Origin of the sequence: Citrobacter sp. Cpo103, assembly GCF_030332605.1 — a bacterium.
Taxonomy (GTDB): domain Bacteria; phylum Pseudomonadota; class Gammaproteobacteria; order Enterobacterales; family Enterobacteriaceae; genus Citrobacter; species Citrobacter portucalensis.
This window is the reverse complement of sequence record NZ_JAOWHO010000020.1, coordinates 214,356-227,810: the sequence shown is the minus strand read 5'-3', so window position 1 is coordinate 227,810 and position 13,455 is coordinate 214,356. Positions and strand designations below refer to the sequence as shown.

At 49.1% G+C, this 13,455-nt stretch carries 11 protein-coding genes; 9 read left to right on the top strand and 2 right to left on the bottom strand.

The genetic code is table 11. The features are described from left to right. Window positions 1-145 precede the first annotated feature (145 nt). The 3 genes from tal to OGX89_RS03640 all read left to right on the top strand — a co-directional run bounded on the left by tal (window position 146) and on the right by OGX89_RS03640 (window position 3,229). Entirely contained in the window at window positions 146-1,099 is a 954-nt protein-coding gene (tal, locus tag OGX89_RS03650; protein ID WP_003829752.1) for a transaldolase, read from the top strand. Window positions 1,100-1,209: 110 nt separating this feature from the next. After that, window positions 1,210-1,797 carry a molybdopterin adenylyltransferase gene (gene mog, locus OGX89_RS03645; protein WP_003829749.1) on the top strand — a complete coding sequence of 196 codons (588 nt, stop codon included), beginning with the start codon at window positions 1,210-1,212 and terminating at the stop codon, window positions 1,795-1,797. 124 nt (window positions 1,798-1,921) lie between these two features. After that, window positions 1,922-3,229 carry an MFS transporter gene (locus tag OGX89_RS03640; protein WP_126956928.1) on the top strand — a complete coding sequence of 436 codons (1,308 nt, stop codon included), beginning with the start codon at window positions 1,922-1,924 and terminating at the stop codon, window positions 3,227-3,229. A gap of 34 nt (window positions 3,230-3,263) precedes the next feature. Here OGX89_RS03640 and satP read toward each other — a convergent pair whose 3' ends face one another. Together satP and OGX89_RS03630 are read right to left on the bottom strand one after the other, a co-directional pair. Next, window positions 3,264-3,830 (bottom strand): acetate uptake transporter, encoded by a 567-nt coding sequence (gene satP, locus OGX89_RS03635; RefSeq protein WP_003829744.1) that lies wholly within the window; start codon window positions 3,828-3,830, stop codon window positions 3,264-3,266. Between the two features lie 364 nt (window positions 3,831-4,194). Then, window positions 4,195-4,599: a DUF2541 family protein gene (locus OGX89_RS03630; protein ID WP_003829741.1), complete on the bottom strand. Its 405-nt coding sequence runs from the start codon at window positions 4,597-4,599 to the stop codon at window positions 4,195-4,197. 384 nt (window positions 4,600-4,983) lie between these two features. Between OGX89_RS03630 and dnaK the strand changes: the two genes are divergently transcribed. From dnaK to OGX89_RS03600, 6 genes are all read left to right on the top strand, one after another. After that, complete coding sequence (gene dnaK / locus OGX89_RS03625; RefSeq protein WP_003829739.1) at window positions 4,984-6,906, top strand: molecular chaperone DnaK; 1,923 nt, start codon at window positions 4,984-4,986, stop codon at window positions 6,904-6,906. A gap of 85 nt (window positions 6,907-6,991) precedes the next feature. Beyond that, window positions 6,992-8,125 (top strand): molecular chaperone DnaJ, encoded by a 1,134-nt coding sequence (dnaJ, locus tag OGX89_RS03620; RefSeq protein ID WP_003829737.1) that lies wholly within the window; start codon window positions 6,992-6,994, stop codon window positions 8,123-8,125. A 354-nt stretch (window positions 8,126-8,479) separates the two neighbouring features. Then, entirely contained in the window at window positions 8,480-9,244 is a 765-nt protein-coding gene (locus tag OGX89_RS03615) for an outer membrane protein OmpK (protein ID WP_126319312.1), read from the top strand. Window positions 9,245-9,264: 20 nt separating this feature from the next. Continuing rightward, complete coding sequence (locus OGX89_RS03610) at window positions 9,265-10,758, top strand: sulfatase family protein (protein ID WP_126956926.1); 1,494 nt, start codon at window positions 9,265-9,267, stop codon at window positions 10,756-10,758. A gap of 102 nt (window positions 10,759-10,860) precedes the next feature. Then, entirely contained in the window at window positions 10,861-12,051 is a 1,191-nt protein-coding gene (locus OGX89_RS03605; RefSeq protein WP_126956924.1) for an anaerobic sulfatase maturase, read from the top strand. A gap of 24 nt (window positions 12,052-12,075) precedes the next feature. Then, on the top strand, window positions 12,076-13,338 hold the full coding sequence (locus tag OGX89_RS03600) for an IS1/IS1595 family N-terminal zinc-binding domain-containing protein (protein WP_126956922.1): 1,263 nt from the start codon (window positions 12,076-12,078) through the stop codon (window positions 13,336-13,338). Window positions 13,339-13,455: the final 117 nt, after the last annotated feature.

The window sequence follows — 13,455 nt, the reverse complement described above, 5'->3', positions numbered from 1 at the left end:
TTGCGCATCACGGGCTGTGAGATGCGTAATCAGGGCTGAGCAGCGGGTCGGACAATCCAGGCGGTTGCGCTGAGAGTGCGTCGTGCTATCATCAGGGAAGATCGGTTACATCCCCCTAACAAGCTGTTTAAAGAGAATCGCTATCATGACGGACAAATTGACCTCCCTTCGTCAGTTCACCACAGTAGTGGCCGACACCGGAGACATCGCGGCAATGAAGCTGTATCAGCCTCAGGATGCCACAACTAACCCTTCTCTCATTCTTAACGCAGCGCAGATCCCAGAATACCGCAAGCTGATTGATGATGCTGTAGCCTGGGCTAAGCAGCAGAGCAACGATCGCGCACAGCAGATCGTCGACGCGACCGACAAACTGGCAGTAAATATCGGTCTGGAGATCCTGAAACTGGTCCCGGGTCGTATTTCTACTGAAGTTGACGCTCGTCTGTCCTACGACACCGACGCGTCCATCGCGAAAGCAAAACGTCTGATCAAAATGTACAACGATGCTGGCATCAGCAACGATCGCATTCTGATCAAACTGGCTTCAACCTGGCAGGGCATCCGTGCCGCTGAGCAGCTGGAAAAAGAAGGTATCAACTGTAACCTGACTCTGCTGTTCTCCTTCGCGCAGGCGCGCGCATGTGCAGAAGCTGGCGTATACCTGATTTCTCCGTTTGTTGGTCGTATTCTGGACTGGTACAAAGCCAACACTGACAAGAAAGAGTATGCACCGGCAGAAGATCCGGGTGTGGTTTCCGTAACGGAAATCTACGAGTACTACAAACAGCACGGTTACGAAACCGTGGTGATGGGTGCGAGCTTCCGTAACGTCGGCGAAATCATTGAGCTGGCAGGCTGCGATCGTCTGACGATTGCTCCGGCACTGCTGAAAGAGCTGGCGGAAAGCGAAGGCACTATCGAACGTAAACTGTCCTTCTCCGGCGAAGTGAAAGCGCGCCCTGCACGTATCACTGAAGCTGAGTTCCTGTGGCAGCACAACCAGGATCCGATGGCTGTAGACAAACTGGCGGACGGTATCCGTAAGTTTGCTGTAGACCAGGGTAAACTGGAAAAAATGATCGGCGATCTGCTGTAATCATTAACGCGTGGCCCTGACAGGGGTCACGCTACCTCTTCTGAAACCTGTCTGTCCTTCCCTTCGCAGTGTATCATTCTGTTTAACGAGACTGTTTAAACGGAATAATCATGAATACTTTACGCATTGGCCTGGTTTCCATTTCTGACCGTGCTTCCAGCGGCGTTTACCAGGATAAAGGCATCCCGGCCCTTGAAGAGTGGCTGGCATCTGCCCTTACCACCCCTTTTGAGCTGCAAACGCGACTGATCCCGGATGAACAGGCGATCATCGAACAGACTTTATGTGAGCTGGTGGATGAAATGAGCTGTCATCTGGTGCTGACTACCGGCGGAACGGGTCCGGCCCGCCGCGATGTAACGCCTGATGCCACGCTGGCCGTAGCCGACCGCCAGATGCCGGGCTTTGGCGAGCAGATGCGCCAGATAAGCCTGCACTTTGTGCCAACGGCTATTCTCTCCCGCCAGGTTGGTGTGATTCGCAAACAGGCGTTGATCCTGAATCTGCCAGGGCAGCCGAAATCGATCAAAGAAACGCTGGAAGGCGTGAAAGATGCCGACGGTAAGGTTATCGTGCCGGGTATATTTGCAAGTGTACCGTATTGTATACAGTTGCTGGATGGGCCGTATGTGGAAACCGCACCGGCTGTTGTAGCATCTTTTCGTCCTAAAAGCGCAATTCGCGATATAAACGCCTGAAAGTAGCCCGATCGTGACATAAGTGCCAATGACAGTGGAGTATTGAATTGTTTACGATATAGTAATTTTTGCTTTACATATATCGGCTGACAGATTCAATAACTCCACTGACTCATGGTTTGCTATGTCACAACACACTCGACCGCTGAATCGCCAGGATTATAAAACTCTTACGCTTGCTGCCCTCGGCGGTGCGCTTGAGTTTTATGATTTCATTATCTTCGTCTTCTTTGCCGCTGTTGTTGGCGAACTCTTCTTCCCGGCAGACATTCCTGAATGGCTACGTCAGGTGCAAATCTTCGGCATTTTTGCCGCCGGATATCTGGCGCGTCCGCTGGGTGGCATCATCATGGCGCACTTTGGCGATCTGGTCGGGCGTAAGAAAATGTTCACCCTGAGCATTTTGCTGATGGCGATACCGACGCTGGCGATTGGTCTTTTGCCTACCTACGCCTCAATGGGGATCCTCGCGCCGCTGCTGTTACTGCTGATGCGCATTTTGCAAGGCGCAGCCATCGGCGGAGAAGTGCCGGGCGCGTGGGTGTTCGTGGCGGAACACGTACCGGAGCGCCGCATCGGCATTGCCTGTGGCACGCTGACCGCCGGGCTGACGGTGGGGATTCTGCTGGGATCGGTGGTCGCAACTCTGGTGAATACCAGCCTGACGCAGCAGGCGGTGCATGACTACGGCTGGCGTATCCCGTTCCTGCTGGGGGGCGTGTTTGGGCTGGTGGCGATGTACCTGCGTCGTTGGTTGCAGGAAACGCCCATCTTCCTCGAAATGCAGCAGCGTAAAGCGCTGGCGCAAGAGCTACCGGTGAAGTCGGTGGTGAGCAAACATAAAAAAGCGGTGGTCATTTCCATGCTGCTGACCTGGCTGTTATCGGCCGGGATAGTGGTGGTGATCCTGATGTCGCCAGTCTGGTTGCAGAAGCAGTATGGTTTTGCACCCGCGCTAACGTTACAGGCCAACAGTGTCGCCACCATTATGCTGTGCGTCGGGTGTCTGCTGGCCGGGTTTATTGTCGACCGGGTCGGCGCCAGCAAAACCTTTATTGTCGGCAGCCTGTTGCTGGCCTGTTCAAGCTGGTTTTTCTATCATCTGACCGGCAGCCATCCTCAGCACTTGTTCTTGTTATACGGGCTGGTAGGGTTGTGCGTTGGTGTGGTGGGGGCTGTGCCTTATGTGATGGTGCGGGCGTTTCCGGCGGAGGTCCGCTTTACCGGAATTTCCTTTTCTTACAACGTGTCGTACGCCATTTTTGGTGGTCTGACACCAATCGCCGTGACGATGTTAATGAGCGTGTCGCCAATGGCTCCGGCCTGGTATGTGCTGGCGTTATCGCTGGTGGGGTTAGGCCTGGGGATTTGGCTGCGACAGGATATTTATCATCGCGATACGAGCGTACAGGGAGAGTTACAGCGCTTGTAAGGAATATCCCCCCGTTCGGGGGGATAGCGTCAGTTTAGTGCGCTTCACCGATCGGCAGGATGGTACGGCCAAACTGTTCGTTCAGCACTTCACCCATCGCCAGGTAAATGGCGCTTGCGCCACACACTAAGCCAATCCAGCCAGCAACGTGAATGATCGCTTCGTTACCTGCAATGTTGCCAACCGCCAGCAGTGCGAACAGCACTGTCAGGCTCAGGAAGACAAACTGCAACGCGCGGTTAGCTTTCAGCGTGCCGAAGAACATGAACAGTGTGAACACGCCCCACAGACCCAGGTACACGCCCAGGAACTGACCATTGGTTGCATCCGCCAGGCCCATTTTCGGCATGATCAGGATTGCAACCAGCGTCAGCCAGAACGAACCGTAGGAGGTAAAGGCGGTTAAACCGAAGGTGTTGCCTTTTTTATATTCCAGCAGACCGGCAAATATTTGCGCGATACCGCCGTAGAAAATGCCCATCGCCAGAATAATAACGTCAAAGGCGAAGAAACCCGCGTTGTGCAGGTTAAGCAGAATGGTGGTCATGCCAAAGCCCATCAGGCCCAGCGGTGCCGGATTAGCCAACTTAGTGTTGCCCATAATTCCTCAAAATCATCATTGATTGAATGGTGAAATAGTTTCCCCAAATAACGATCACTGTCTTCGGGGCGCGGCATGATAATCAGGGGAGAGGGCACTGTCTATGATCTAACGAAGGGAAAATGAATTATTTTCCCTGTGATGGGCATCACGCTTACGCATGGTTGATCATTTTGCTAAGACAGACGATTTGAAGTACCACCGGGAACTGAGGAATTTGGTGGACGATCTGGTGAGAAATACCCATAGCCAGATGGCGCTGCTTCATGGGCGCGGCAGTGGTTATTCCAGTTCAAAGGCTTTCGCATCAACCGCGTATCTGCCCCGCATGTTTTCTATGGCTTCTGAATCAAAATGTGCGGAATTAGTCGTCGCCAATAACTTTCAGCGTTGCCATGTCAGAGGAGTTTACTGACTGGCCTGAGAAGGTGATTTTAGACACGCAACGTTTATTGTCGTTGTCGCTATTAATAGTGATCCAGTTGGTCGTTTGTCCCTCTTTAATGGATGACGGGACGTTCAGGCTTTGGCTGGAAGTGCGTACTGCTTTGAAGTAGACGGATGCGCCGTTAAGTTTAATATCGCCGCGATCGGCGGTGAGCTGAATGCGCTTCACAACCCGGCAAACGGGAATTCTCAGCGTGAGGTCGTTGGTTGCGTTGCGGGGCATCGCAACCATACCCAGAACTTTATGATCGTTAGCGTGCGCGGCGCTGCTCAGCAGCAGGCCCATAAGCAGGCTGGTGGAAAGGGTTAACACGGATTTCATGGAATTTCTCTTTGACGGCTGTAAAAGTGTGTGACATCAGACCATCTTACCGCCGACGGGAAACCGTTTCATGGTCGTAATCTTTTCTTTTTATTACAATTTTCACATGAATAACCGTGCTGGTGTTGATTTGTTTTGTGAATTGATTTTGATTGGAAACTATTCGTTTTTTTGCCTTTCTGCCTTTTTACCTTAATTTTATCGCCACTGTGCTAAAAAAAATTTTCATGCCCCCCTTGATGACGTGGGTTACGACCCCATCTTGTAGACAACCGCAGTGGTGAGTCTGAAAAAAAACGATTCAGGGTAGTTGAAACCGCACGTTTCGCCCTTATTACAGATTCACAACCACATGATGACCGAATTTTTAGTGGAGACGTTTAGATGGGTAAAATTATTGGTATCGACCTGGGTACTACCAACTCTTGTGTAGCGATTATGGATGGCACTACTGCACGTGTGCTGGAGAACGCCGAGGGCGATCGCACCACGCCTTCTATCATTGCTTATACCCAGGATGGTGAAACTCTGGTTGGTCAGCCGGCTAAACGTCAGGCAGTGACAAACCCGCAAAACACCCTGTTTGCGATTAAACGCCTGATTGGCCGCCGCTTCCAGGACGAAGAAGTACAGCGTGATGAAGCCATCATGCCGTACAAAATCATCGGTGCTGACAACGGTGATGCATGGATTGATGTAAAAGGTCAGAAAATGGCACCGCCGCAGATTTCTGCTGAAGTGCTGAAAAAAATGAAGAAAACGGCTGAAGATTACCTGGGCGAACCGGTAACTGAAGCGGTTATCACCGTACCTGCATACTTCAACGATGCTCAGCGTCAGGCAACCAAAGATGCTGGCCGTATCGCAGGTCTGGAAGTAAAACGTATCATCAACGAACCGACCGCAGCGGCACTGGCTTACGGTCTGGATAAAGAAGTTGGCAACCGTACTATCGCGGTTTATGACCTCGGTGGTGGTACTTTCGATATCTCTATTATCGAAATCGACGAAGTTGACGGCGAAAAAACCTTCGAAGTTCTGGCAACCAACGGTGATACCCACCTGGGTGGTGAAGACTTCGACAGCCGTATGATCAACTACCTGGTTGACGAATTTAAGAAAGATCAGGGTATCGATCTGCGTAATGACCCGCTGGCGATGCAGCGTCTGAAAGAAGCCGCTGAGAAAGCGAAGATCGAACTGTCTTCCGCTCAGCAGACCGACGTGAACCTGCCGTACATTACTGCAGACGCGACTGGTCCGAAACACATGAACATCAAAGTGACCCGTGCGAAACTGGAAAGCCTGGTTGAAGACCTGGTTAACCGTTCTATCGAGCCGCTGAAAGTTGCTCTGCAGGATGCTGGTCTGTCTGTTTCCGACGTTCAGGACGTTATCCTGGTCGGTGGTCAGACTCGTATGCCGATGGTACAGAAGAAAGTTGCTGAGTTCTTCGGTAAAGAGCCGCGTAAAGACGTTAACCCGGACGAAGCAGTGGCAATCGGTGCTGCCGTTCAGGGTGGTGTATTGACCGGTGATGTGAAAGACGTGCTGCTGCTGGACGTTACCCCGCTGTCTCTGGGTATCGAAACCATGGGTGGCGTGATGACTCCACTGATCGCGAAAAACACCACTATCCCGACCAAGCACAGCCAGGTGTTCTCTACCGCTGAAGACAACCAGTCTGCGGTAACCATCCACGTGCTGCAGGGTGAACGTAAACGCGCCGCTGATAACAAAGATCTGGGTCAGTTTAACCTGGATGGTATCAGCCCGGCTCCGCGCGGTATGCCGCAGATCGAAGTTACTTTTGACATCGATGCCGACGGTATCCTGCACGTTTCCGCGAAAGACAAAAACAGCGGTAAAGAGCAGAAGATCACCATCAAGGCTTCTTCTGGTCTGAACGAAGAAGAAATTCAGAAAATGGTTCGCGAAGCAGAAGCGAACGCAGAATCTGACCGTAAGTTTGAAGAGCTGGTTCAGACTCGTAACCAGGGTGACCATCTGCTGCACAGCACTCGTAAGCAGGTTGAAGAAGCAGGCGACAAACTGCCAGCTGATGACAAAACTGCCATCGAGTCTGCACTGACCGCGCTGGAAACTTCTCTGAAAGGCGAAGACAAAGCGGATATCGAAGCGAAAATGCAGGCGCTGGCACAGGTTTCCCAGAAACTGATGGAAATCGCTCAGCAGCAGCACGCACAGCAGCAGGCTGGCGCAGCAGGCGCTGATGCTTCTGCAAACAACGCGAAAGATGACGACGTTGTCGACGCCGAGTTTGAAGAAGTGAAAGACAAAAAATAATCGCCCTTTGAACGGGTAATTACTGGCACGGGCGAAGAGGTTTCCTCTCCGCCCGTGCACGCATGTTAGGGGCAGATAAAAAGAGATGGCTAAGCAAGACTATTACGAGATTTTAGGCGTTTCCAAATCAGCGGAAGAGCGTGAAATCAAAAAGGCCTACAAGCGCCTGGCCATGAAATTTCACCCGGACCGCAACCAGGGTGATAAAGAGGCCGAAGCCAAGTTTAAAGAGATCAAAGAAGCGTACGAAATCCTGACCGATGCGCAAAAACGTGCGGCTTACGATCAGTACGGTCATGCTGCGTTTGAGCAAGGCGGCATGGGCGGTGGCGGCGGTTTTGGCGGCGGGGCTGACTTCAGCGATATCTTTGGTGACGTGTTTGGCGATATTTTTGGCGGCGGTCGTGGTCGTCAGCGCGCCTCACGTGGTGCTGATTTACGTTACAACATGGATCTCACTCTGGAAGAAGCCGTGCGTGGCGTCACCAAAGAGATCCGTATTCCGACTCTGGAAGAGTGTGACGTCTGCCACGGTAGCGGTGCGAAGGCAGGTACTCAGCCGCAGACCTGTCCAACCTGTCATGGTTCTGGTCAGGTACAGATGCGTCAGGGCTTTTTTGCCGTACAGCAGACCTGTCCACACTGCCAGGGTCGCGGTACGCTGATCAAAGATCCGTGCAACAAATGCCACGGTCATGGTCGTGTTGAGAAAAGCAAAACGCTGTCCGTTAAGATCCCGGCAGGGGTTGATACCGGCGACCGTATTCGTTTAGCGGGCGAAGGTGAAGCCGGTGAACATGGTGCACCAGCAGGTGATTTGTACGTTCAGGTGCAGGTAAAACAGCACCCAATTTTCGAACGTGAAGGCAATAACCTGTACTGCGAAGTACCGATTAACTTTGCGATGGCAGCGCTGGGCGGCGAGATTGAAGTCCCAACGCTGGACGGTCGCGTGAAGTTAAAAATTCCGGGCGAAACGCAAACTGGCAAACTTTTCCGCATGCGTGGAAAGGGCGTCAAGTCTGTACGCGGTGGCGCTCAGGGCGACCTGCTGTGCCGCGTGGTGGTTGAAACCCCTGTGGGCCTGAACGACAAGCAGAAGCAACTGCTCAAAGATCTGCAGGACAGCTTTGGCGGCCCGACCGGCGAACAAAACAGTCCGCGCTCCAAAAGCTTCTTCGACGGTGTGAAGAAGTTCTTTGACGATCTGACGCGCTAACGACAAAGCAGAAAAGCTTTCTCGTTTGAAAAAACCGGTATTCCCCTTTAAGGGAATACCGGTTTTTTATTGTCAAGGATAAAAGTGAGTTGGATGGTCTTTAATGTGAGTTTTCTAACATGTCAGGTAAATATATCAGAGGTGGTTTAGTAAGAATGTATTGATGTGTTTATTAATAAATATGAACTTATCGTATCTACAGCAACATTATTCGACACATTATTTTAAGCAGCCTTTATCTATTCTGATGTGAGATTTACATCACTATCTTGTAATTACATTTGTTTAATATTTATCACCGCAGCGAACCTTCATTCATTGATGAATAAATTATAATTATGGGGAATAAATTCAATGCCTCGGATAAAGAAAATAATATTGGCTAGTCTTGTATTAGCCACTCCAGCCTTTTTTAGCCAAAATGTACAGGCTCTGGAATATAAAAACTCTTTTGGGTCAATTAACGCTGGTTATGCAGACTGGAATAGCGGTTTCGTGAATGTGCACCGCGGTGAAGTTTGGAAAGCAACGGCTGATTTTGGCGTCAATTTCAGAGAGGCTGAATTCTATTCTTTTATTGAAAGCAACGTATTAAACCATGCAGTGGCGGGCCGTAACCATACTGTTTCTGCTATGACCCATGTGCGTCTTTTTGATTCTGACTATACCTTCTTTGGCAAGATATACGGTCAATGGGACAACTCTTGGGGTGACGATCTGGATATGTTTTATGGACTCGGTTATCTGGGGTGGAGTGGAGATTGGGGTTTCTTTAAACCTTATGTCGGCTTGCATAATCAATCAGGTGACTATGTATCACAACGATACGGACAAACCAGCGGCTGGAATGGCTACGTTATTGGCTGGACTGCGGCTTACAATTTTACCTTATTTGGTGAGAAGTTTGTTTTATCTGACTGGAATGAAATTGAGCTTGATAGAAATGATGCTTATGCGGAACAGCAATTTGGTCGGAATGGTTTAAATGGTGGATTAACGCTGGCATGGAAGTTTTATCCACGATGGAAAGCTACGGTGACGTATCGTTATTTTGAAAACAAATTGGGTTATGACGGTTACGGGGATCAGATGATTTATATGGTCGGATATTCATTTTAATTAAAATTAAAGGAACTGAAATGAAAAGAACAGTCGTTGCCAGCATGATTGGGTTGGCACTGTGTGCCGGGAGCACATTACAAACCGCGCAGGCTGCTGCGGATAAGCGTCCTAATTTAGTCATCATTCTTGCGGATGATTTGGGTTATGGCGATCTGGCGGCTTATGGTCATCAAATCGTTAAAACACCGAATATCGATAAATTGGCTCAGGATGGTGTGAGATTTACGGATTACTATGCGCCAGCTCCGCTGTGCTCCCCTTCTCGTGCTGGGTTATTGACTGGACGTATGCCGTTCCGCACGGGGATCCGTTCCTGGATCCCGGAAGGGAAAGATGTGGCACTGGGCCGTAATGAGCTGACGATTGCTAATCTGCTGAAAGCGCAAGGCTATGACACGGCGATGATGGGTAAATTACACCTCAATGCCGGTGGTGATCGAACAGACCAACCGCAAGCTAAGGATATGGGGTTTGACTATGGTCTGGTGAATGCAGCCGGGTTTGTGACCGATTCCACTTTAGATAACGCGAAAGAGCGCCCACGCTATGGCACCGTGCATCCGACCGGATTCGTGCGTAATGGCAAACCGATTGGCAGAGCGGAAACATTTAGCGGTGAACTGGTTAGTTCAGAAGTTGTTAACTGGCTGGATAACAAGAAAGACGATAAACCGTTCTTCTTATACGTTGCATTTACTGAGGTCCATAGTCCGCTGGCCTCACCGAAAAAATACCTCGATATGTATTCGCAATACATGAGTGCCTACCAGAAACAGCATCCGGATCTGTTCTACGGTGATTGGGCTGATAAACCTTGGCGTGGCACAGGTGAGTATTACGCCAACATCAGTTATATGGATGCTCAGGTTGGTAAAGTAATGGATAAGATAAAGGCAATGGGTGAAGAAGATAACACCATTGTTATCTTTACTAGTGATAACGGACCTGTCACTCGTGAAGCGCGTAAAGTGTATGAGTTAAACCTTGCGGGTGAAACGGATGGTCTTCGCGGTCGTAAAGATAATCTGTGGGAGGGCGGGATCCGCGTTCCGGCAATTATCAAATATGGTAAGCATATTCCGCAGGGAATGGTGACAGATACGCCTGTCTATGGCCTCGACTGGTTGCCGACCCTGGCAAACATGATGAACTTCAAGCTCCCTACCGATCGCACCTATGATGGGCAGTCTTTGATTCCATTACTGGAACAGAAAACCTTAAAACGTGAAAAACCTCTGATTTTCGGTATCGATATGCCATTCCAGGATGACCCTACTGATGAATGGGCTATTCGTGATGGCGACTGGAAAATGATCATCGATCGTGAGAATAAACCCAAGTACCTCTATAACCTGAAAAAAGATCGTTTTGAGACACTGAACCAGATTGGCAAACAGCCTGATATTGAAAAACAACTCTACGGTAAGTTCCTGAAATATAAACAGGATATTGATAACGACTCGTTAATGAAAGCACGCGGTGACAAGCCTACGCCGGTCACCTGGGGCTAATCGAATAACTATAAGAAATACCATGTATGCCACTTCGGGCTCTGCCCGCCTGGCCCAGCGTTTTAGCTCTGAGCCAGGTTCTTTTATTTATAGGCTTGAATGATGATGAGCAGGAAAAGTTGTCAGGTCATGATTAAACCGACGGGTTCGGTATGCAATCTGGATTGTAAATACTGTTTTTACCTGGAGAAAGAGAAGCTCTATCCGCAGAGAAAAGCCAATTACAGAATGTCTGAAGATACGCTTGAATTGTTTATCAAACAGCATATCGCCGCGCAGGATGTGGATGAGGTGATTTTTGCCTGGCAAGGAGGGGAGCCAACTTTGATGGGGCTGCCATTTTTTCGACGGGCGGTCGAACTTCAGCAGATATATGCGGGTGAAAAGACAATAATCAATACGTTCCAGACCAACGGTATTTTGATTGATAACGAATGGGCGATGTTTTTTAAGCAGCATAACGTCCTGGTTGGGGTTTCCATTGACGGTGATGCAGCTATGCATGATGAATGGCGCGTTACGCGTTCAGGAAAGCCGACACACGAAAAGGTTGAGCAAGCCATTAAATGTCTGGTACATCACGGTGTCGAATTTAATACGCTGACGGTCGTTAACCGTACAAATATGCGTTATCCGCTGCAGGTCTATGAATATCTGAAAAGCATTGGCAGCCGTTATATGCAGTTTATTCCGCTGCTTGAGAGAGGTGGTGACACAGGATTGGCACATCCTGTTGATAAACAAACTGTAATGATGTCCTGGTCTGTCGATCCTATCGAGTTTGGCCATTTTCTTAATACAATTTTTGATGTCTGGATCCGTAACGACATTGGTGATGTAGGTGTACAGATTTTTGAGCAAACTTTAGCGGCCTGGTGCGGATTACCGCCACAGGTATGTGTATTTGCGCCAACCTGCGGTAGTTCGTTTGCGCTGGAAATGAATGGCGATGTCTATAATTGCGATCATTTTGTTTACCCACAGTACAAACTGGGAAACATCCAGGATATGACGTTGCGCGCAATGAACAACAGCCAACAGAATCGACAGTTTGGCGACGATAAGCGCCGAACAATGGCGCAGGAATGTCATGCCTGTCAGTGGCAGTTTGCCTGTTATGGTGGTTGCCCTAAACATCGTTTTTTACCTTCGGTTTCTGGTTCTTCGAATCAAAACTACCTGTGCGCGGGTTACCAGGCTTTTTTTGCCCATACCAGCCCAACGATGAATGCGATGAAAACGCTCTATGAAAATGGAATTTCACCCGCAGAGATAAAATCAATATTTGTGTGATAGCAATATTCGCAGGGAGTGAATATGTTTTCTCGAATCAATGTAGATGTGTGTAAAACACCCGATTGTAAAAACCTTGGGGTCTTTAATAGCCCCGATTACTTGGCAGAGGGGAAAAATATCCTGTGCCGCGAATGTGGCTTTTTTTTCCCTATCATTTCTGAACGCTCTCTTAACCTTTTTCGTCAGTCGGTAAACCTGTCATGGAAGGGGTTGGTTAAGGTTTGCCCAACCTGCGGTAGTTCCTCATTAAAAAAGTATGGTTTTTCCGCTCAGGGGGAACCGCGAGTTTATTGCCTGCAATGTCATAAAACGTTTATTTCTCCTGTCAGGCATAAAGACGATCCTCGTCTGGAAGATCTTGCCAGACTTATCCTGGAGGGCGCTTCACTTGTTGATATTCGTACGGCGCTGTCTGTCGATAGCACGGGCCTGAACCGTGTACTACAAAAATTATCCCGTAAGGTAAATCAGGCTGAACGTGAGTTTGTTATTCCGAAATTCGATCTGGTGATGAGTACGCGTGCTTTCCGGATAAAATTTAACGGTAGTGACAACAGTCTGTATGTTCTGGTCACCGTTGAGGAGAATAGTGGTCGGGTTATAGCTGTTTCGACTAATTATTCAACCCAGCCTGTTGAGGATGAATACCAGTATGTTTCCTACTACGAAGAACGTTTACCCCCCGGAACGTTAGCGCATCTTGTCCAGCGCAAGGAACTGATGACAATGCGACGAAATATCTTGTTTGATGTAGATTATGGTCCCGCAACGTTGTACAGAAACGATTCTGGGATGCTGGTAAAACCTGTCCTGCCGGCTTATCGGCATTTTGAGTTAGTCAAAACACTTACTGATGAACGCTCCCTCAATGTTCAGCATTACATTGACCATGAGTGCTTCATATTAGGTGGTTGTATGATGGCTAATTTACAGCACGTCCAGCAAGGACGCTGCCATATCTCGTTTGTGAAGGAAAGAGGGGACAGGCCTGCGCAACGTGATATTCCGTACCGCATGTTTCAAAGTGGGGGGATTCGTAATAATGTCTGGCGGACCTATTCTACCCAAGATTATGCGATAGCGGCATGTAGCCTAACGAGTAATAAAAAAACGGGCATGCTGCGTCATGCTACGCTTGCCGGAGCAACGGAATTTATTACGTACATCAATAGTCATCCGTTTCTGACACAACTTAACCATATGTCACCCGGTAATGTCGTCTCAACGCTGGATTATCTCCGCTATGCATTCAATGCCCGTCACATCGAACGACATGACGACTAGGCTTCAGTGCTGATTTTCAGCCGTTCCCACCTGGATTTATGCTTCGTAAAATCCGATCTATCCATAATGAATAATCTAATTTTAACGAGCTTTTTGAGGGTGTAAGATAGTATTTAC

What these genes read in the sequence shown, in the direction of transcription:
- satP (WP_003829744.1), bottom strand. Translation starts at nt 3,830, where the DNA reads ATGGGCAACACTAAGTTGGCTAATCCGGCACCGCTGGGCCTGATGGGC.
- mog (WP_003829749.1), top strand. Translation starts at nt 1,210, where the DNA reads ATGAATACTTTACGCATTGGCCTGGTTTCCATTTCTGACCGTGCTTCC.
- OGX89_RS03640 (WP_126956928.1), top strand. Translation starts at nt 1,922, where the DNA reads ATGTCACAACACACTCGACCGCTGAATCGCCAGGATTATAAAACTCTT.
- OGX89_RS03600 (WP_126956922.1), top strand. Translation starts at nt 12,076, where the DNA reads ATGTTTTCTCGAATCAATGTAGATGTGTGTAAAACACCCGATTGTAAA.
- OGX89_RS03615 (WP_126319312.1), top strand. Translation starts at nt 8,480, where the DNA reads ATGCCTCGGATAAAGAAAATAATATTGGCTAGTCTTGTATTAGCCACT.
- OGX89_RS03605 (WP_126956924.1), top strand. Translation starts at nt 10,861, where the DNA reads ATGATGAGCAGGAAAAGTTGTCAGGTCATGATTAAACCGACGGGTTCG.
- OGX89_RS03630 (WP_003829741.1), bottom strand. Translation starts at nt 4,599, where the DNA reads ATGAAATCCGTGTTAACCCTTTCCACCAGCCTGCTTATGGGCCTGCTG.
- OGX89_RS03610 (WP_126956926.1), top strand. Translation starts at nt 9,265, where the DNA reads ATGAAAAGAACAGTCGTTGCCAGCATGATTGGGTTGGCACTGTGTGCC.
- tal (WP_003829752.1), top strand. Translation starts at nt 146, where the DNA reads ATGACGGACAAATTGACCTCCCTTCGTCAGTTCACCACAGTAGTGGCC.
- dnaK (WP_003829739.1), top strand. Translation starts at nt 4,984, where the DNA reads ATGGGTAAAATTATTGGTATCGACCTGGGTACTACCAACTCTTGTGTA.
- dnaJ (WP_003829737.1), top strand. Translation starts at nt 6,992, where the DNA reads ATGGCTAAGCAAGACTATTACGAGATTTTAGGCGTTTCCAAATCAGCG.